The organism is Janthinobacterium sp. (assembly GCF_009923995.1).
Taxonomy (GTDB): Bacteria; Pseudomonadota; Gammaproteobacteria; order Burkholderiales; family Burkholderiaceae_D; genus Janthinobacterium.
Map to the genome: position 1 here is coordinate 58,101 of NZ_RFSK01000014.1, position 18,381 is coordinate 76,481.

The 18,381-nt window shown below is 62.4% G+C and carries 17 protein-coding genes; 1 reads left to right on the forward strand and 16 read right to left on the reverse strand.

Annotated features, from left to right (window positions below; genetic code table 11):
• Positions 1-318 precede the first annotated feature (318 nt).
• The 4 genes from EBS11_RS09885 to ppsA all read right to left on the reverse strand — a co-directional run bounded on the left by EBS11_RS09885 (position 319) and on the right by ppsA (position 4,965).
• Positions 319-1,263 (reverse strand): stomatin-like protein, encoded by a 945-nt coding sequence (locus EBS11_RS09885; protein WP_290602383.1) that lies wholly within the window; start codon positions 1,261-1,263, stop codon positions 319-321.
• A 15-nt stretch (positions 1,264-1,278) separates the two neighbouring features.
• Entirely contained in the window at positions 1,279-1,695 is a 417-nt protein-coding gene (locus EBS11_RS09890) for an NfeD family protein (protein ID WP_100872737.1), read from the reverse strand.
• Positions 1,696-1,871: 176 nt separating this feature from the next.
• A complete protein-coding gene (locus EBS11_RS09895; protein WP_290602385.1) occupies positions 1,872-2,369 on the reverse strand; it encodes a Dps family protein in 498 nt (165 codons plus the stop codon).
• A gap of 166 nt (positions 2,370-2,535) precedes the next feature.
• Positions 2,536-4,965, reverse strand: coding sequence for a phosphoenolpyruvate synthase (gene ppsA / locus EBS11_RS09900; protein ID WP_290602386.1), 2,430 nt, complete (start codon positions 4,963-4,965; stop codon positions 2,536-2,538).
• Positions 4,966-5,117: 152 nt separating this feature from the next.
• On the opposite strand from ppsA, the gene EBS11_RS09905 reads away from it, so the two are divergent.
• Positions 5,118-5,966, forward strand: a complete 849-nt coding sequence (locus EBS11_RS09905) for a pyruvate, water dikinase regulatory protein (RefSeq protein WP_290602387.1) — start codon at positions 5,118-5,120, stop codon at positions 5,964-5,966.
• 65 nt (positions 5,967-6,031) lie between these two features.
• Here the strand turns inward: EBS11_RS09905 and EBS11_RS09910 are convergent, their stop codons facing one another.
• The 12 genes from EBS11_RS09910 to uppS all read right to left on the reverse strand — a co-directional run bounded on the left by EBS11_RS09910 (position 6,032) and on the right by uppS (position 18,283).
• Positions 6,032-6,817: an RNA methyltransferase gene (locus tag EBS11_RS09910; protein WP_290602388.1), complete on the reverse strand. Its 786-nt coding sequence runs from the start codon at positions 6,815-6,817 to the stop codon at positions 6,032-6,034.
• Positions 6,814-7,452 carry a ribonuclease HII gene (rnhB, locus tag EBS11_RS09915; protein ID WP_290602390.1) on the reverse strand — a complete coding sequence of 213 codons (639 nt, stop codon included), beginning with the start codon at positions 7,450-7,452 and terminating at the stop codon, positions 6,814-6,816. The genes EBS11_RS09910 and rnhB overlap by 4 nt, the downstream gene beginning before the upstream one ends.
• Positions 7,453-7,489: 37 nt before the next feature.
• On the reverse strand, positions 7,490-8,665 hold the full coding sequence (gene lpxB, locus EBS11_RS09920; protein ID WP_290602392.1) for a lipid-A-disaccharide synthase: 1,176 nt from the start codon (positions 8,663-8,665) through the stop codon (positions 7,490-7,492).
• Positions 8,649-9,440 carry an acyl-ACP--UDP-N-acetylglucosamine O-acyltransferase gene (gene lpxA, locus EBS11_RS09925; RefSeq protein WP_290602394.1) on the reverse strand — a complete coding sequence of 264 codons (792 nt, stop codon included), beginning with the start codon at positions 9,438-9,440 and terminating at the stop codon, positions 8,649-8,651. Before lpxA ends, lpxB begins: the two co-directional genes overlap by 17 nt.
• Positions 9,440-9,934 carry a 3-hydroxyacyl-ACP dehydratase FabZ gene (gene fabZ, locus EBS11_RS09930; RefSeq protein ID WP_290602396.1) on the reverse strand — a complete coding sequence of 165 codons (495 nt, stop codon included), beginning with the start codon at positions 9,932-9,934 and terminating at the stop codon, positions 9,440-9,442. Before fabZ ends, lpxA begins: the two co-directional genes overlap by 1 nt.
• Positions 9,931-10,986, reverse strand: coding sequence for a UDP-3-O-(3-hydroxymyristoyl)glucosamine N-acyltransferase (gene lpxD, locus EBS11_RS09935; RefSeq protein ID WP_290602398.1), 1,056 nt, complete (start codon positions 10,984-10,986; stop codon positions 9,931-9,933). Before lpxD ends, fabZ begins: the two co-directional genes overlap by 4 nt.
• A gap of 153 nt (positions 10,987-11,139) precedes the next feature.
• Positions 11,140-11,658, reverse strand: coding sequence for an OmpH family outer membrane protein (locus tag EBS11_RS09940; protein WP_290602399.1), 519 nt, complete (start codon positions 11,656-11,658; stop codon positions 11,140-11,142).
• Positions 11,659-11,710: 52 nt separating this feature from the next.
• Entirely contained in the window at positions 11,711-14,047 is a 2,337-nt protein-coding gene (bamA, locus tag EBS11_RS09945) for an outer membrane protein assembly factor BamA (RefSeq protein ID WP_290602400.1), read from the reverse strand.
• A gap of 82 nt (positions 14,048-14,129) precedes the next feature.
• Positions 14,130-15,491, reverse strand: coding sequence for an RIP metalloprotease RseP (rseP, locus tag EBS11_RS09950; RefSeq protein WP_290602401.1), 1,362 nt, complete (start codon positions 15,489-15,491; stop codon positions 14,130-14,132).
• Positions 15,488-16,672 (reverse strand): 1-deoxy-D-xylulose-5-phosphate reductoisomerase, encoded by a 1,185-nt coding sequence (gene ispC, locus EBS11_RS09955; RefSeq protein WP_290602402.1) that lies wholly within the window; start codon positions 16,670-16,672, stop codon positions 15,488-15,490. The genes rseP and ispC overlap by 4 nt, the downstream gene beginning before the upstream one ends.
• A 10-nt stretch (positions 16,673-16,682) precedes the next feature.
• Positions 16,683-17,516: a phosphatidate cytidylyltransferase gene (locus tag EBS11_RS09960; RefSeq protein WP_290602404.1), complete on the reverse strand. Its 834-nt coding sequence runs from the start codon at positions 17,514-17,516 to the stop codon at positions 16,683-16,685.
• Positions 17,516-18,283, reverse strand: a complete 768-nt coding sequence (gene uppS / locus EBS11_RS09965) for a polyprenyl diphosphate synthase (RefSeq protein ID WP_290602406.1) — start codon at positions 18,281-18,283, stop codon at positions 17,516-17,518. The genes EBS11_RS09960 and uppS overlap by 1 nt, the downstream gene beginning before the upstream one ends.
• Between the last annotated feature and the right edge of the window lie 98 nt (positions 18,284-18,381).

The window sequence follows — 18,381 nt, forward strand, 5'->3', positions numbered from 1 at the left end:
CACCGATTACCGATCCTGCACCGGGAAAAGCCCGAGCAGGCAAACGGATATAACTGCATTGCCTGCCCGGCATGTCCGCAGGCCTCCACTTTAATCGAAAACCGTAATAAGCACTGCACCGCAGCACATAATACGGACAGTGGCTGCAGCATAGCATGAAGAGAATCCAGCCACGCATGCATTCAAACACCCTGTCGTCCACGGATATTGCCAGGGTACAAATGCAAACCGCCCACCATTTCAGGCGGGCGGCATATCGACAGCGATGCGGCGAACTTACCAGGGACTTACTATTAATTGACTAGTCAGGCTGGAAACTCAGGGAATCGCCACGCCGCTTTTCGGCTTCTGGCTTTTGACCACCTGCATCGCCGTCGCGATCAGACCGCTCATGTCGCCCAGGTTGGCAGGCACGATAATCGAGTTATTCGTTTTTGCCAGTTGCGCAAACGCGCTTACATACTGTTCAGCAACTTTCAGGTTGACCGCATCTTCGCCGCCCGGCTCGCGGATGGCGGCGCCTACCTGGCGTAGAGCCTCGGCACTGGCTTGCGCCAGGGCCACGATGGCCGTGGCCTGCCCTTCGGCGCGATTGATGGAGGCCTGCTTCTCGCCTTCCGAGCGGGCAATGGCGGCTTCACGCTCGCCGCTGGCGATATTGATCTGCTCCTGCTTGCGCCCTTCCGAGGCGGCGATCAGGGCACGCTTTTCGCGTTCTGCAGTGATTTGCGCCTGCATGGCATGCAGGATTTCCTTCGGCGGCGTCAAATCCTTGATTTCATAGCGTAATACCTTGACGCCCCAATTGGCGGCCGATTCATCGATGGCATTCACGATGGCCGTATTGATATGGTCGCGTTCTTCAAAAGTCTTGTCGAGTTCCATCTTGCCAATGACGGAACGCAAAGTGGTCTGCGCCAGCTGCGTAATGGCCGCAATGTAATTCGACGAGCCATATGAGGCGCGCATGGCATCGGTGATCTGGAAATACAGAATCCCGTCCACCTGCAATTGCGTGTTATCGCGCGTAATGCACACCTGTGGCGGCACATCGAGGGGAATTTCCTTGAGCACGTGCTTGTAAGCGATGCGGTCAACAAAAGGCACGACGATATTCAAGCCTGGCCCCAGTACCGCGTGGAATTTACCCAACCGCTCCACTACCCAGGCATGCTGCTGCGGCACCACATTGACCGTCTTGAAGACAAATACCAATGCCAGCAATAACAAGATCAGCGACACGCTTCCGATGCTTACTTCCATAATCTACTCTCCAGGTTATCCAACAATCAAACGGCTGCCACGCACGGCACGTATGGTGTAATGACCGGCTTGCGTATCGCTGCCGGGTATCAATTCCACATCCCACAAGGCGCCGCGATACATGACGCGCGCCGCGCCATCGACCCAATGCGCCACGGCCACGCTTTGGCCGATATCGAGATTCACATTCGGATCCTGGGCCGCATCGCGCCGCGCCGCCTTGCCAAAGCGGCTGCGCCGCAATAACAAGGTAGCGGCCACGCCGACTATGGCGGCCGTCACGGCCTGCCAGCTGCCATTGCCGCCCGCCAGCGCCACCAATCCGCCCGCACTGATGCCGATGGCAATCATCAGCAGATAAAACGTGCCAGTAAACAATTCCAGGATCAATACCGCGCCAGCGGCCACAAACCAGCCTACCCATTCAGCCATGATGCCTCCATCTTTTGAATCCAAAAATAAAAAACCCCGCAGCCTATATAAGCGACGGGGTTTGATGCGCAGTACTGCCTGATATTATTCTTGCCACACACCTATATACAAGCAGTCTAACGCAATTCCTGATGGCGTCAATAGTCAGGGGCGAATTAGCGCCGCCGGCCAGGCGTTTATTCCTCCAGCAGGCTGCGCAGCATCCACGCGGTCTTTTCATGCAGGTCCAGGCGCTGCGTGATCAGGTCGGCCGTCGGCTGGTCATTGGCTTTCTCCAGCAGCGGGAACAGGCGGCGCGCCGTGCGCGCGGTCGCTTCCTGCGCCACCACCAGGTGGCTGACCATCTCCAGCGCCGGCGGCACGCCGTCGATTTCCTTGATCGAGGCCAGCTTGACGAATTCCTTGTAGGTGCCCGGCGCCGGGTAGCCGAGGGCGCGGATGCGCTCGGCGATCAGGTCCAGCGCGCCCCACTGTTCCGTGTACTGGGTCATGAACATCAGGTGCAGGGTGTTGAACATCGGTCCCTTGACGTTCCAGTGGAAATTGTGGGTCATCAGGTACAAGGTGTAGCTGTCGGCCAGCAGGCCGGACAGGCCCTCCGCGATCTTCGCGCGGTCCGCTTCCGAAATGCCGATGTCGATCTTTGCAGCTTTGGTCGGTTTCTTGCTTGCCATATGAACTCCCGTCAATGTGTTGGTGGAATCATTTTAGCTGATCTTGCGCTTCCTCATCATTCATGCGCGTGCGCCATCCGCCGCGGACTTGATGCAGGTGACGGCGCATAAAAAAACCCGCTGCCAGGGACCGGCAGCGGGTTTTTTCAGGAAGTGCGAAAGACGCTTACGCTTTCAGCGCAGCCAGCTTCTGCCACGTGTCGATCACCGAGTCGGGATTCAGGGACATCGATTCGATGCCCTGCTCCATCAGCCAGACGGCGAAGTCCGGATGGTCGGAAGGACCCTGGCCGCAGATGCCGATGTACTTGCCGCGTGCCAGGCAAGCCTTGATGGCCAGGGCCAGCAGGGCTTTCACGGCAGGATCGCGCTCGTCGAAGTCGGCAGCCAGCAATTCCATGCCGGAATCGCGGTCCAGGCCCAGGGTCAGCTGGGTCAGGTCGTTCGAGCCGATCGAGAAACCGTCGAAATGGTCGAGGAACTGGTCGGCCAGGATGGCGTTCGACGGCACTTCGCACATCATGATGACGCGCAGGTCGTTCTCGCCCCGCTTCAAGCCGTTTTTCGCCAGCAGGTCGATGACTTTCTCGGCCTGGCCCAGGGTGCGCACGAATGGCACCATGATTTCCACGTTCGTCAGGCCCATGTCATTGCGCACGCGCTTCATCGCTTCGCATTCCATGTTGAACGCTTCGGAGAAGTCGGCCGACAGGTAGCGCGCCGCACCGCGGAAGCCCAGCATCGGGTTTTCCTCGTCCGGCTCGTAGCGCGAACCGCCGATCAGCTTCTTGTACTCGTTCGACTTGAAGTCGGACAGGCGCACGATGACCTTTTTCGGCCAGAACGCGGCGGCGATGGTGGCGATGCCTTCGGCCAGCTTGTCGATGTAGAAAGCCTTCGGCGACGCGTGGCCCCGCGCCACCGATTCCACGGCCTTTTTCAGGTCGGCATCGATGTTCGGGTATTCCAGGATCGCGCGCGGATGCACACCAATATTGTTATTGATGATGAATTCCAGGCGCGCCAGGCCCACGCCGGCGTTCGGCACGGACTGGAAGTCGAAGGCCAGCTGCGGATTGCCCACGTTGAGCATGATCTTGGTATCGAGCTTCGGCAATTCGCCGCGCGACACTTCCGACACTTCCGTTTCCAGCAGGCCATCGTAGATCTTGCCTTCGTCGCCTTCGGAGCACACGACGGTAACAAACGTGCCATCCTTCAGCACGTCGGTCGCGTCGCCGCAGCCGACGACGGCGGGAACGCCGAGTTCACGGGCAATAATTGCTGCGTGGCAAGTACGGCCGCCACGGTTGGTGACGATGGCCGAGGCGCGCTTCATGACCGGTTCCCAGTTCGGGTCCGTCATGTCGGCAACGAGCACGTCGCCCGGCTGCACGCGTTCCATGTCGGCCGGGTCGTGGATCACGCGCACGGGGCCGGCGCCGATCTTCTGGCCGATGGCGCGGCCGGAGGTCAGCACAGTGCCCGTGCTTTTCAGCTTGAAGCGTTCCTGCACGTCGGTCGCCTTCTGCTGCGACTTGACGGTCTCGGGACGCGCCTGCAGGATGTACAGCTTGCCGTCGCGGCCATCCTTGCCCCACTCGATGTCCATCGGACGGCCGTAGTGGTTTTCGATGATGACGGCGTATTTTGCCAGTTCCACCACTTCGCTGTCGTTCAGCGAGTAGCGGTTGCGCATTTCCACGGGCACGTCGACGGTTTTCACGGAACGGCCGGCTTTCGCTTCGTTCGTGAATTCCATCTTCAGCAGCTTCGAACCGATATTGCGGCGGATCACGGGCGACTTGCCCTTTTCCAGCATCGGCTTGTGCACGTAGAATTCGTCGGGATTGACGGCGCCCTGCACCACGGTCTCGCCCAGGCCATAGCTGGAGGTGACGAAGACCACGTCCTTGAAGCCCGATTCCGTGTCGATGGTGAACATCACGCCGGCCGCGCCCAGGTCGGAACGCACCATGCGCTGCACGCCGGCCGACAGGGCCACTTCAGCATGCGTAAAGCCCTTGTGCACGCGATACGAGATGGCGCGGTCGTTGTACAGCGAGGCGAACACCTGTTTCATGGCTTCGAGCACGTTGTCGATGCCCACCACGTTCAGGAAGGTTTCTTGCTGGCCAGCAAAAGAGGCGTCCGGCAAGTCTTCCGCCGTGGCCGAGGAACGCACGGCAAACGACATTTCCGTATCGGAGTCGGCCACCAGCTTGGCGTAGAACTGGTCGATTTCGGCGGCCAGGCGTGGCTGGAACGGGGTTTCGACGATCCATTGACGGATCTCGGCACCGGCTTGCGCCAGCGCGCGCACGTCGTCGATGTCCAGGCCTTCGAGGCGCTGGGCGATGCGTTCAGCCAGCGGCAGGCCGCCATTGGCGCTATACGACAGGAAGTCGCGGAAAGCCTGCGCCGTGGTGGCGAAGCCACCCGGCACGCGCACGCCGGCTTCCGCCAGCTGGCTGATCATTTCGCCCAGGGAGGCGTTCTTGCCGCCGACGGATTCGACATCCGTCATGCGCAAATGCTCGAACGAGGCGACGTACACCGCGTCCTTGTCTTTCTCCTGCGATACTGCGTTGGTCATAATGACACCCTTACTGATGATAGAAATCTTTACGCGAGGCGCACAGACAGTCTTCTTGTTATTCTTGGCGTCGTGCAGCACAATCATACCGTTACAGCCATTTTACCTTGTGCGGCGCAAATTGACGACGCACAATCTTGATCCGAAGACCCATGACACAAGAACCACGCCCCCCTCTGCCCTCCGCGGCCCGCACCGTTTTCTTTGTTTCGGACGGTACCGGCATCACCGCCGAGACTTTCGGCCACTCGGTGCTGACGCAGTTCGAACTGCGTTTCCGCCAGATCCGCCTGCCCTTCATCGACACCATGGACAAGGCCTACGAGGCGGCGCGCAAGATCAATGAAGCCTTCGCCGCCGATGGCCAGAAGCCCATCATCTTCTCGACCCTGGTGAAAAGCGATTTGTCGGCCGTGATCCGCAAGTCCAGCGGCATGCACATGGACCTGATCCAGACCTTCGTCGCCCCGCTGGAGCAGGAGCTGGGCGTGATGTCCACCCACACCATCGGCCGCTCGCACAATATCGTCGACAGCGAGGAGTACAAGAACCGCATCGAGGCGATCAACTATTCGCTGGCGCATGACGACGGGCAGTCGCACAAGAACCTGTCATCGGCCGATGTCATTCTGGTGGGTGTTTCCCGCTCTGGCAAGACCCCGACCAGCCTGTATCTGGCGATGCAGTACGGCATCAAGGCGGCCAACTATCCGCTGATTCCTGATGATTTCGAGCGCGAGAAGCTGCCCACGGCCCTGCACGAATTTAAGAATAAAATTTTCGGATTGAGCATTACGCCCGAACGTTTGTCGGAAATACGCAACGAAAGACGGGCTGGCAGCAAGTATGCGGCCATTGAAAACTGCCGCTACGAGGTCAACGAGGCGGAAAAGATGATGAAACGCGAAGGCATCCGCTGGCTGTCCTCGACCACCAAGTCGATCGAGGAGATCTCCACGACGATCCTGCAGGAGATCAAGCCGAACCGCCGCGAATACTGATTCGCCGGCGCAGGATGCGAAAACGGGGCCCTGGCGGCCCCGTTTTGCATCTGCGGCCCTGGCGCCTACGCCAGGCCCTGGCGCACCTGCTCGAAAAAGCATACGGCGGCGCAGGCGGCCACGTTCAGCGATTCGACCTGGCCAAGGTGGGGAATGACCACCTGGTGCGTCGCCATCGACAGCAGGTCGTCGGCGACGCCCTGCCCTTCATGGCCGAACAGCCAGGCCACGGGCTGGCGCAGGTCGACGTCGTACAGGCGCTGGGTGGCGTAGCCGCTGGTGGCCAGGGTCGCCACCTTGGCGCCGGCGACCAGCGCCGCCAGATCGACGTTTTCAAAGATATCGAGCACGAAATGCGCGCCCATGGCCGCGCGCAGCACCTTCGGCGACCAGCAGAAGGCCGTGCCGGCGCTGCAGTACACCTGCGTGATGCCGGCCGCGGCCGCGCTGCGCAGGATGGAGCCGACGTTGCCCGGGTCCTGCAGGTTATCGAGCAGCACGGCCGAGACGCTGACGGGCGCCGTGACGGCCCGTTCCGGCGTCTCGATGAGGAACATCACGCCCACGCCGTGTTCCACCTGGCTCACGGCGTTGTACAGCGCGTCGGGCAAGCCCAGCACGTGGGCACGCTGGCTTTCCAGCTGGCCCACGATGTCCATCACTTCCGCGTTCTGCAAGGCGCTTTCGCTGACGATGCACTGTTCCGGCATGCCGCGCAGCTGCAGATACGACAGGCACAGGTGCACGCCGTCGAGCAGGGTGCGGCCCGACTTGCGGCGCGCCTGCGAACTGCCCGCCAGCTTCAGCAGATCCTTGTATTGCGCGTTGTCGCGCGAAGTAATCGTCTTCATGCCAGCTCCTCCTGCGCGCCGAACAGGGCGATCACGTTGCGCACGGGGGCGAACGAGCGGCGGTGCACGGGCGAGGCGCCATGCAGGTGCAGGCGCTCCAGGTGCAGCTTGGTGCCGTAGCCCTTGTGCTGGTCGAAGCAGTATTCGGGATAGGCCGCATGCAGGTGCACGAGGGCGGCGTCGCGCGCCGTCTTGGCCAGGATGGAGGCGGCGGAAATCGCATCGACCTTGTCGTCGCCGCCGATGATGGCCATGCCGCGCACCGGCATCACGGGGCAGCGGTTGCCGTCGATCAGGGCCAGGGTCGGCACGGTGGCCAGCGCCTCGACGGCGCGGCGCATGGCCAGCATGGACGCCTGCAGGATGTTCAGGCGGTCGATTTCCTCTTCCGACGCTTCGGCGATGGCCCAGGCCAGGGCCTTGGCCTTGATCTGCGGCGCCAGCAGGTCGCGCCTGGCTTCCGTGAGTTTTTTCGAGTCGCGCAGGCCGTCGATGGGCTGGTTCGGGTCGAGGATCACGGCGGCGGCAAAGACGGGGCCGGCCAGCGGACCGCGCCCTGCCTCGTCGACGCCGCAGACGATTTCGTCGGGCGAGAATGGCAAGTCGTCAAACAGGCCGGGATAGATATTTTTCACGTTGGATCTTTGTCAGGAACTGCAGTTGAAACGGTGCTTACTTGCGGTTGGCGGCGATGACCTGCATGACCGCATGCGCGCTCTCCTGCGCGCTGTCGCGCAGCAGGCTGTGATGCATGTCCGTGAAGCGCTGCACCAGGCGCAGACGGCCCGGCACGTCGCTCAGCTGCTGCCACATGGCGTCGGCCAGCGCCTGCGGGCTGGCCGCATTCTGCAGCAGCTCGGGCACCAGGTAATCGCGTGCGAGGATGTTGGGCAAGCCTATCCACGGCTGGTAGCCCATGTGGCGCATGATTTCCCACGAGGCGCGCATCATCCTGTAGGCGATGACCATGGGCTTCTTGTACAGCGCCACTTCCAGCGACGCCGTACCGGACGCCACCAGCACGGCATCGGCGGCGCAGATGGCCGTGTGCGAGCCGCCGTCGGTGAGCAGGATCTCGACGTCCTGCAGGCCGGCTTCCGCAATCAGCTGCAAAAAGTACTGGCGCTGCTTCTCGCCGGCCATGGGGGCGACGAAGCGCAAGGAACGGTCGCGCGCCAGCAGCAGCTTGCAGGCGCCGACGAACGCCGCCGTGTTGTATTTGAGTTCGCCCATGCGGCTGCCCGGCATCAGGGTCACCACGTTCGCGTCCTCGGGCAGGCCCAGGGTGCGGCGCGCGGCCGCCTCGTCGGGCTGCAGGGGAATCATTTCCGCCAGCGGATGGCCGACGTAGGTGACGGGCACGCCCGCCTTGCGGTAAATCTCTTCCTCGAACGGGAAGATCACCAGCATGTGCGAGACGGCCTTGATGATTTTCTTGATGCGGCCGCCGCGCCAGGCCCAGATCTGCGGCCCGATGTAGTGCACGGTGGGGATGCCGCCCTCCTTGAGCTGCTGTTCCAGTCCCAGGTTGAAGCCCGGATAGTCGGCGCCGATAAAGACGGCGGGCCGCTCGGCCAGCAGCTGGTCGCGCAGCGCGTTCTGGATGCCCTTGATTTCGCGGTAGCGGGGAATGATCTCGAACAGGCCGCGCACCGTCAGCTTGTCGAGCGGCCAGTCGGAGACAAAACCCTGCCTGGCCATGTGCTCGCCGCCGATGCCGTGGAAACGCGCGCCGGGCAGCTGCGGCACGAGGCCGGACAGCAGCCGGCTGGCCAGCAGGTCGCCCGACACCTCGCCGGCGACGATGGCGACCGACAGGCCGCTGGCCTGGTCAGCGGACGATGCCACGCGACGCCACGCCAAGGAATTCGCGCATGGCGCGAATGTGTTCCGCCACCTCGGGAGAGGACGCCTGCTCTTCTTCGAACAGGGCCGCCTTGGCCTCGTCGAGGGTCAGGCCCGAGCGGTAGATCAGTTTATACGCGGCACGGATGCCGTTGATCTGCTCGCGCGTAAAGCCGCGGCGTTTCAAGCCCTCGATATTGACGCCGTGCGCCTGCGCCGGATTGCCGCTCAGGAGCACGAACGGCGGCACGTCCTGCGTCAGGCTGGTGCTCATGCCGACGAAGGCATGCGCGCCGATCTTGCAGAACTGGTGCACGTTGGCGAAACCGCTCATGATGACCCAGTCGCCGATTTCCACGTGGCCCGCCAGCTGGGCATTGTTCGAAAAAATCGTGTTATTGCCCACCAGGCAATCATGCGCCAGGTGGACATACGCCGAGATCCAGTTGTCATTGCCCAGGCGCGTCACGCCGCCGCCCTGCACCGTGCCGGTGTTGAAGGTGCAGAACTCGCGGATGGTGTTGCGGTCGCCGATTTCCAGGCGCGTCGCCTCGCCCGACCATTTTTTATCCTGCGGCTGCGCGCCGATGGACGAAAACTGGAACAGGTGGTTGCCCGCGCCGATCGTCGTATGACCATCGATCACCACGTGCGGGCCGACCTTGGTGCCGGCGGCGATGCGCACGTGCGGGCCGATGATGGAATACGGCCCCACCTCGACCGAGCTGTCCAGCTCGGCCTTCGGATCGATGACTGCCGTGGAGTGGATGGCCGCCATTACTGCCCCGCTGGATGGCTCGCGGACTGGCTCGCATCCTGCGCGCTGCGGATGGTGCACATCAGTTCAGCTTCCAGCGCCACCTTGCCGTCGACCGAGCCGACCGCCTTGTATTTCCAGATGCCGCGCGAGACACGCAGGATTTCCACGTCCATCTTCAACTGGTCGCCCGGTTCCACGGGACGCTTGAAGCGCGCATTGTCGATGCCGACAAAGTACACCACCGAGTTTTCATCCGGTTTCACGCCCATCGACAGGAACGACAGCAGGGCCGCCGTCTGCGCCAGCGCTTCGATCATCAGTACGCCCGGCATGACCGGCTTGTGCGGGAAGTGGCCCTGGAAGAACTCTTCGTTGACCGTCACGTTCTTGATGGCGGTGATGGTCTTGTTCGCTTCCCAGTCCAGCACGCGGTCCACCAGCAGCAGCGGATAGCGGTGCGGCAGCAGCGATTTGATGGCCAGGATGTCGAGGGTCTTTTTTTCAGTAGTCATTTTTCGTCTTGCGTGGTCAGTGTTTTAATTGTTTTTTCAAGCGTGCGGATCTTCTCGCGCATGCTTGACAGGTTGCGCACGATGGCGGCGCTCTTTTCCCAGTCGGCGTTCTTGGCCAGCGGATAAAAACCCGTGTACTGGCCAGGTTCCGCGATCGAGCGCGAGACCATGCTGCCCGAGCCGACGTGAACGCGGTCGGCGATCGTCAGGTGGCCCAGCACCATGGCGGCCCCGCCAAAGGTGCAGTATTTGCCGATGATGGCGCTGCCCGCCACGCCGACGCAGCCGGCCATGGCCGTGTGCGCGCCGATATGGCAGTTGTGGCCGATCTGGATCTGGTTATCCAGCTTGACGCCATCTTCGATGATGGTGTCGGCCAGTGCGCCACGGTCGATGGTGGTGTTGGCGCCGATATCGACATCGTCACCGATCACCACCCTGCCCGTCTGCGGTATCTTGATGTACACGCCGCCTTCGTTGGCGAAACCGAATCCGTCGGTGCCGATCACGGCGCCCGAATGGAGGATGCCGCGCTGGCCGATGACGCAGCGCGCGTGGAACGTCACGTTGGCGAACAGCTGGGTGCCGGCGCCGATGACGGCATCGCGGCCCACCACGCAGCCGGGACCGATGATACAGCCGGCGCCGATCACGGCGCCCGCCTCGATCACCGCATGCGGGCCGACGGAGGCGCTGGCGTCCACCTGCGCGCCGGCGTCGACAAAGGCGCTCGGGTGGATGCCGGCCGGCGCCCTGATTTCATGCAGGGCGGCGAAAAACTGCGCCGCGCGCGCGAAATACACATAGGGATTCGGGGTGACGATGCGCGCGCCGGCGTAGTCGGCGCCGATCAGCGCGTCGTCGGTCGGCGTGAGGATCAGCGCCGCAGCGCCGCTCTGGGCCGCCTGCGCGCGGAATTTGCTATTGCTGAGAAAGCTGATGTGCGAAGCGCCGGCGTCGGCCAGCGGTGCGATTCCTGTGACTTCCAGGTTGGCATCGCCCGCCAATTGACCACCGAAGCGTTCGACCAATTCTCCTAGTCGAGTGCCCATCTTGTACCTTTATAAATACCCCTGCCAGTGCCTGCGGCGGCGCGCCCTGCGCTCGCCCGTGCCTGTCGGCCCGGCGCTTCCGTGCCTGCGCACGGCTGCGTTTTCAAGCGCCACGCACCTCCGCCGCGGCGGCACTGCGGGTGTTAAACCGTTTTACTTGTCCAGCGCCTTCAAGACCTTGTCGGTAATGTCGATGCGCGGGCTGGCCCACAGGGCCTCTTGCAGCACGATGTCATAGCCTTCGATATGCGCCATCTGCTGGATGATGGTGTTGGCTTTTTCCGCGATGGCGCTGCGCTCTTCATTCGTGCGCTGGCTCAGGTCTTCGCGGAATTCGCGCTGGCGGCGCTGCAATTCCTTGTCCAGCTCGAAAAACTCGCGCTGGCGCTTGGCGCGCTCCGCCTCGCTCAGGGTCGGCATGTCCTTTTCCAGGGCCTCGTTGGCGACCTTGAAGCGGGCCGCCAGTTCCTGCACGGCCTTTTCACGCGAGCGGAACTCCTCGGCCAGCTTGGCGCTGGCCAGCTTGGCCAGCCTCGATTCGTTATAAATACGTTCGCTGCTGATCCAGGCGATCTTCGACTCCTGAGCCTGCGCCTGCACCGGCAACAGCGAACTCCAGCACAATGCGATCGCGGCAAGGGTCTTGGGCAGGGTAGCGGATGCGGTGTTCATGATACTCCATGGTCAAAAAGTGAAAGCTGGCGCCCGGTTCGAATGGGGCCGGTCAGAAACCGGTACCCATCTGGAACTGGAAGCGCTCCAGGCGGTCCGTCGGCTTGGCGTTCAGCGGCTTGGCATAGCTCAGCTTGAGCGGGCCCACCGGTGAAATCCAGCTGATCCCCAAGCCAGCAGAATAGCGCAATTGCGAGATGCGCATCTTTTCGCCTTCCTGGTAGACCTGGCCGCCATCAAGGAAACCGAACCAGCGCAGGCTGCGGTCATTGCCCGAACCGGGGAATGGCATCTGCAATTCCGCGTTACCGATCAGGCGCGAAGCACCGCCGAGCGCATCGTTGGTGCTCGGCTCGACCGCGCCCAGCGACGAACTCAGGTAGCCGCGCACGGAACCGATGCCGCCGCCGTAGAAGTTCTTGAAGACGGGATACACGTGGTTGCCGATGCCATGGCCGTAATCGATCTCGCCCTTCAGCGCCAGGGTGACCTTGCTGAACAGCGGACGGAAATACTGGTGCTCATAGATGGCACGGAAGTATTTCTGGTCGCCGATCAGGTCAGCCTCCAGGTTGACGCGCTGGTAGCGGCCGATCGATGGCGTCAGGGCGCTGTCGCGGCTGTCGCGCTGCCATGCCGCCGTCAGCGGGATGGAATTCGTGGTAGCCGAACCGATACCGTCGGACGGGCCGCCGTTGTCGATCACGTACTGCTTGAAGCGCACCGGGCTGGTGATATCGGTCTCGATGCGTGAACGCTCGGCGCCGATGCCGAAGAAGATGGTGTCGACTTCCGAGAACGGCACGCCGAAACTGACGCGGCCACCCGTCTGCTTGATCTTGTAGCTGCCGATGTTCAGCGCCGGCGGTTCCGTCGTGCGCAGGTAGACTTCAAAGCTGCGCGAGATACCGTCGTCCGTGTAATACGGATTGGTTTGCGAAAACGCAATGGTGCGGCTGTAGTGGCTGGTATTGAGTTCGATACCGACCGTGTTGCCGCTACCGGCAAAGTTGGCCTGCGAAATCGAGGCCGACAGGGTGAATTTTTCCGATTGCGAGAACGCGCCGCCGATCAGGAAGTTACCCGTCGGCTTTTCCACCACCGTCACGTTGACGTCGACCTGGTCGGTCGTGCCCTGCGCTTCCGGCGTGTCGATGGTCACGTCCTTGAAGTAGCCGAGGCGGTCGACGCGGTCGCGCGACAGCTTGATCTTGTTGCTGTCGTACCAGGACGACTCGAACTGGCGGAATTCGCGGCGGATGACTTCATCGCGCGTGGTGGTGTTGCCCGCGATGTTCATGTGGCGCACGTAGACGCGCTTGCCCGGATCGATGAAGAAGGTAAACGCCACTTCATGCTTTTCGCGGTTGATCTCGGGATTGGCGTTGACGTTGGCAAAGGCGTAGCCGAACGTGGCCAGGCGGTCCTGGATGCGCTTGTTCGTCGCCGTCAGGCGCGCGCCCGAGTAGATGTCGCCGTCGCGCATCAGGTTCAGGGCCTTGAGCTCTTCTTCGCGGCCGAACATCTCGCCTTCGAACTTGGTGCCGGAGACCTTGTATTTCTCGCCTTCGGTGATGTTGATCGTCAGGTAGATGTCTTTTTTGTCGGGCGTGATGGAGACCTGGGTCGAATCGACCTGCATCTCAATATAGCCGCGATCGAGGTAGAAGGACTTGAGCGATTCGATATCGCCCGTCAGCTTGGTCTTCGAATACTGGTCCGCCTTGGTGTACCAGCTGAACCAGCCGCCCGTGTTCAGGGCCAGCTGCTCGCGCAGCTCTTTGTCCGAGAAGGCCTTGTTGCCGACGATGTTGATCTGCTTGATGCGGGCCACGTCGCCCTCGTCGACGGCGAACACGACGTTGACGCGGTTACGCTCGATCGGCGTGACGGTGGTGGTGATCTTCACGCCGTACAGGCCATGCGACAGGTACTGGCGCTTGAGTTCCTGCTCCGCGCGGTCGACGGACGCCTTGTCGAAGATCTTGGCTTCACCGACGCCGATTTCCTTCAGGGCCTTGACCAGCACGTCTTTTTCAAATTCCTTGGTACCGGTAAATTCCACCGATGCGATGGCCGGGCGTTCCTCGACCAGCACCACCAGCACATCGCCTTCGACTTCCAGGCGCACATCCTTGAACATGCCCGTCGCATACAGCGCCTTGATGGCGGCGATACTCTTCTCGTCGGAGAACGTCTCGCCGACCCGCACCGGCAGGTAGGCAAACACGGTGCCCGCTTCAGTACGCTGGATCCCTTCGACCCGGATGTCCTTGACAGTGAATGGCTGGACGGCCAGCGCGTGGCCGGCACAGAAGGCCATGACGGCAGCGCCTATCAGGCTGCGGCGAAAGGATGGCAAGGCAAAACGAGCAGAATGTAATTTCATTGGGGTTATTCAATGGTAAATCAATGGACAACATACACAAAAGACTGCTTGTGCGACTTACGCAATGGCATCCGCCATCGCATTAATTGATCAGCCGCAATACGTCATTAAAGACGGCAAGCACCATCAAGGTCAGCAACAAACCTATCCCCAGGCGTTGGGCAATCTCGCCTACGCGTTCCGGCAAGGGGCGTCCGGTCAAAACTTCCAGCGAATAATACAGCAAATGCCCGCCATCCAGAACAGGAATGGGTAGCAAATTCATCACGCCCAGACTGATACTGATGAAGGCAATGAAGCTCAGGTAGCTTACCAGGCCGGTGCGCGCCGTCTGGCCCGCATAATCGGCGATGGTAATCGGGCCGGTCACATTCTTCAGCGATACCTGGCCAGTGATCATTTTACCCAGCATTTTCAGGCTCATGACACTGGTATCCCACACCTTGGCGGAGGCCTTGCCCACGGCAGAGAACGGTCCGGAGGCCACGGTGATCATATCCGGCACCTGTCCCAGCTTCGCCTGGATCTTACCAACTGTTACAGCTCCCTCTGCTCCCGCGACCGGCACGGCTTCCGGCGTGATGGGCACGGTCAGGTCCTGGCCATGGCGCAGCAGCTGCAATTGCAGGGTGCGTCCCGGCGCCCGGCTGAGGGTCTCGATGACGGCGCCCACGTCCTGTACGGGCTGGCCATCGATGGCGAGGATCTCGTCGCCCTTCTGCAATCCGGCGCGCGCCGCGGCGCCGCCGGGCAGGATTTCCATCATGGTCGGGGCCGAACGGGCCAGCGTCAGGCCCAGCTTGCCCAGCACGTCGCCTTCCAGGTCCGCTTCCGTCAGGCCGGCCGTCGGCAGGATGGCTTCCTGCATGCCGCGGTCGGGACGGCGCACGTCGATGCGGGCGGTCTGCTTGTCGAGGGTGGCCTGGATCAGTTCCCAGCGCAGCTCGGACCAGCTGGCCACGGCCTTGCCATTCACGGACTCGACGGTATCGCCGCTGCGCAGGCCGGCCGTGTAGGCGGCCATCTGCTCGGCGACGGGGCCAAGCTTGCTCGACGGCTCTTCGATGCCATGCATGAACAGGCCCGCGTACAGGGCGATGGCGACGAGGAAATTGGCCAGCGGGCCGGCGGCGACGATGGCGATGCGGCGCCAGACGCTCTGGCGCGTGAATTCACGGCGCAATTCGCTTTCCGGCAAGCCGCTCACGTCCTGCGCGCGGCTGTCGAGCATGCTCACATAGCCGCCCAGCGGCAGCGCGGAAATGGCCCATTCCGTCTGGTCCTTGCCAAACCTGCGCGAATACACGACTTTTCCCATGCCGATGGAAAAGCGCAGCACCTTCACGCCGCACGCGCGCGCCACCAGATAGTGGCCCAGCTCATGCAGCGTGATCAGCGAGCCCAGCGCGACGATAAACGCCAGCAAGGTGGTAATCAGGGTCATACGGCCAGCCTGTGCGCGATAAAGGCGCGTGCCGCCGCGCGGGCCAGGCGGTCCTGCTCCATCACGGCCTCGATGCTGGAGGCGGCGCCATGCGGCACCGTCTCGATCACGTGGGCGATGACGCGGTCGATCTGGCGGAAGCCGATCTGCTCGTCAAGGAAGGCTTGCACGGCCACTTCATTGGCCGCGTTCAGCAGGGCCGGCGCCGTGCCGCCCGCGCGCAGGGCGTCGAACGCCAGCGCCAGGCAGGGGAAGCGGCGGAAATCGGGACGCTCGAACTGCAGGGTCGCCACTTGCGCCAGGTCAAGCTGCGCCACGCCGGAAGCGATACGCTGGGGATACGCCAGCGCATGCGCGATGGGCGTGCGCATGTCCGGATTGCCCAGTTGGGCCAGCACGGAGCCGTCGATGTACGACACCATGGAATGGATCACGCTTTGCGGATGGATCAGCACCTCGATCTGCTCGGCAGGGGCGCCGAACAGCCAGTGCGCCTCGATCACTTCCAGGCCCTTGTTCATCATGGTGGCCGAATCGACGGAAATCTTGCGTCCCATGGCCCAGGTCGGATGCTTGCAGGCCTGGTCCGGCGTCACCTGGTCCAGCGTCTCGACGTCGCGCGTGAGGAAGGGGCCGCCGGAGGCCGTCAGCACGATCTTCGCCACGCCGGCGGCGCCCGGCGCGCGGCCGTGGGCGTGCGGCATACACTGGAAGATGGCGTTGTGTTCGCTGTCGATAGGCAGCAGCACGGCACCGTTGTCGTGCACGGCATCGATGAACAGCTGGCCGGACATGACCAGCGCTTCTTTATTGGCCAGCAATACTTTCTTGCCGGCACGGGCAGCCGCCAGGGTGGGCGCCAGGCCGGCGGCGCCGACGATGGCCGCCATCACGCCCGTCACCTGCGGCGCGCTGGCGATGGCGCACAAGGCTTGCTCACCATACTCGACCTGCGTTTCGACGCCCTGCCCGCGCAGCAAGCGCGTCAGCTCAAGGGCGGCGTCAGCCGTGGCGACGACGGCGCGCTGGGGACGGAACTGCAGGCACTGGGCGGCCAGCTCGGCCACGCGGGTATGGGCGCTCAGCGCATACACGCTGTATTGCTCCGGATGACGCGCGAGCACGTCCAGGGTGGACACCCCGATCGAACCGGTCGCGCCAAGGATGGTAATGTATTGCATGAAAGTTTCCTTAAAGCCAACTTGCCACGAGGGCGGCAAATGGCAGGACCGGGATCAAGGCATCGATACGGTCAAGCACGCCGCCATGGCCAGGCAGCAGGTTGCTGCTGTCCTTGATGCCGGCGCGGCGCTTCAATTGGGATTCGAACAGGTCGCCGACGATGCTGGCGGCGACGATCAGCAGCAGCACCAGCAGGGCCACGGGCCAGCCGCGGCGCAATTGCAGCTGCACGGCAAAGGTATCCTGCAGCACCGGCAGCGACGGCGCGGCCACGATGGTGATGGCGGCGATGACGAGCACGGCGATGCCGCCGCCGATGGCGCCTTCCCAGGATTTCCCAGGGGAAATACTTGGCGCCAGCTTGCGCTTGCCGAAGGCCTTGCCCGAAAAATAGGCGCCGATGTCGGCGATCCAGACGAGGGCCATCACGGACAGCAGGAACAAGGGGCTATGCAGGAACAGGGCAACGATGGCGACGAAGCAGCCGACGATGGTGACGGGGTACACCAGGCTGAGCAAGGTGTTGCCCAGGCCTTCCATGGGCGGCAAGCCCGTCGCCAGCGACGGCACGAAGCGGATCAGCCAGATGGCCACGCACAGGGCGAACCAGAAATTGAGCTGTGCCATGCCATTGCCGACAAAAAACGTATAAGCGAACGCGGCAGTCCAGACGGCCGCGATCACGAGCGCATGGCGATTTTTGAAGAGGCGGAAGCTTTCCCAGACGGCGGCGCCGAAGAACGCCGTGGCGATCACGGCGAAAGCGGGGAAATAGTTGAGATACAGAACCGGCAGCAAGACCGCCAACAAGACCAGGGCGGTGATTATCCGTGTTTTCAGCATCAGTTTGTCTTTTCAGTTAGTTGCGCGCTGGTACGGCCAAAGCGCCGTTCGCGCTGCTGGTAGGACGCGATTGCCGCGTCGAGGCAGTCGACATTGAAGTCGGGCCAGAAAGTCTCGGTGAAATACAACTCAGTGTACGCCAGTTGCCACAGCAGGAAATTGGAAATGCGCTGTTCGCCGCCCGTGCGGATGAACAGGTCGGGCTCGGGCGCGTAGGCCATGGCCAGGTGCGGCGCCAGTTGCTCTTCCGTGTAGGCGTGCCCGGCGGCCTGGCCATCGGTCCCCGCCTCGGCCGTCATTTTGTTGACTGCCTGCATGATGTCCCAGCGGCCGCCGTAGTTGGCGCAGATGGTCACCGTCAGGCGCGTGTTGCGGGCCGTCTTGCGTTCGGCGTTGGCGATCAGGGTTTGCAGCTGCTCATTGAAGCGCGACAAGTCGCCCACCACCTTCAGGCGGATATCGTTGGCGTGCATCTTGACCACTTCGCGTTCCAGCATGGTGACGAACAGGCGCATCAGCATCGACACCTCTTCTTCGGGGCGGCGCCAGTTCTCCGAACTGAAGGCAAACAGGGTCAGGTACTCGATGCCCCGGTCGAGGCAAAGCTCGACGACACCGCGCACGGCGTCGGCGCCCTTGACGTGGCCTGCCACGCGGGGCAGGAAGCGCTTGGTTGCCCAGCGACCATTGCCATCCATAATGATTGCCACATGGCGCGGCACCGTGCCCACCTCCGGTACTGCCGTTGTCGAACTCGAATAGATCATGAAAACACTAATGCCAAAAATAAAAGATAACTATTATGCGCCAAATAGCACTGCCCGGAAAAGCCATGCTTTTCCGGGCAGTGTCAAAGGGGCCGAAA

Excerpts from the sequence above, each read along its gene's own strand:
- EBS11_RS09885 (WP_290602383.1), bottom strand. The coding sequence starts at position 1,263 with ATGGAAGTAAGCATCGGAAGCGTGTCGCTGATCTTGTTATTGCTGGCA.
- EBS11_RS09890 (WP_100872737.1), bottom strand. The coding sequence starts at position 1,695 with ATGGCTGAATGGGTAGGCTGGTTTGTGGCCGCTGGCGCGGTATTGATC.
- EBS11_RS09895 (WP_290602385.1), bottom strand. The coding sequence starts at position 2,369 with ATGGCAAGCAAGAAACCGACCAAAGCTGCAAAGATCGACATCGGCATT.
- ppsA (WP_290602386.1), bottom strand. The coding sequence starts at position 4,965 with ATGACCAACGCAGTATCGCAGGAGAAAGACAAGGACGCGGTGTACGTC.
- EBS11_RS09905 (WP_290602387.1), top strand. The coding sequence starts at position 5,118 with ATGACACAAGAACCACGCCCCCCTCTGCCCTCCGCGGCCCGCACCGTT.
- EBS11_RS09910 (WP_290602388.1), bottom strand. The coding sequence starts at position 6,817 with ATGAAGACGATTACTTCGCGCGACAACGCGCAATACAAGGATCTGCTG.
- lpxA (WP_290602394.1), bottom strand. The coding sequence starts at position 9,440 with ATGGCGGCCATCCACTCCACGGCAGTCATCGATCCGAAGGCCGAGCTG.
- fabZ (WP_290602396.1), bottom strand. The coding sequence starts at position 9,934 with ATGACTACTGAAAAAAAGACCCTCGACATCCTGGCCATCAAATCGCTG.
- lpxD (WP_290602398.1), bottom strand. The coding sequence starts at position 10,986 with ATGGGCACTCGACTAGGAGAATTGGTCGAACGCTTCGGTGGTCAATTG.
- EBS11_RS09940 (WP_290602399.1), bottom strand. The coding sequence starts at position 11,658 with ATGAACACCGCATCCGCTACCCTGCCCAAGACCCTTGCCGCGATCGCA.
- bamA (WP_290602400.1), bottom strand. The coding sequence starts at position 14,047 with ATGAAATTACATTCTGCTCGTTTTGCCTTGCCATCCTTTCGCCGCAGC.
- rseP (WP_290602401.1), bottom strand. The coding sequence starts at position 15,491 with ATGACCCTGATTACCACCTTGCTGGCGTTTATCGTCGCGCTGGGCTCG.
- ispC (WP_290602402.1), bottom strand. The coding sequence starts at position 16,672 with ATGCAATACATTACCATCCTTGGCGCGACCGGTTCGATCGGGGTGTCC.
- EBS11_RS09960 (WP_290602404.1), bottom strand. The coding sequence starts at position 17,516 with ATGCTGAAAACACGGATAATCACCGCCCTGGTCTTGTTGGCGGTCTTG.
- uppS (WP_290602406.1), bottom strand. The coding sequence starts at position 18,283 with ATGATCTATTCGAGTTCGACAACGGCAGTACCGGAGGTGGGCACGGTG.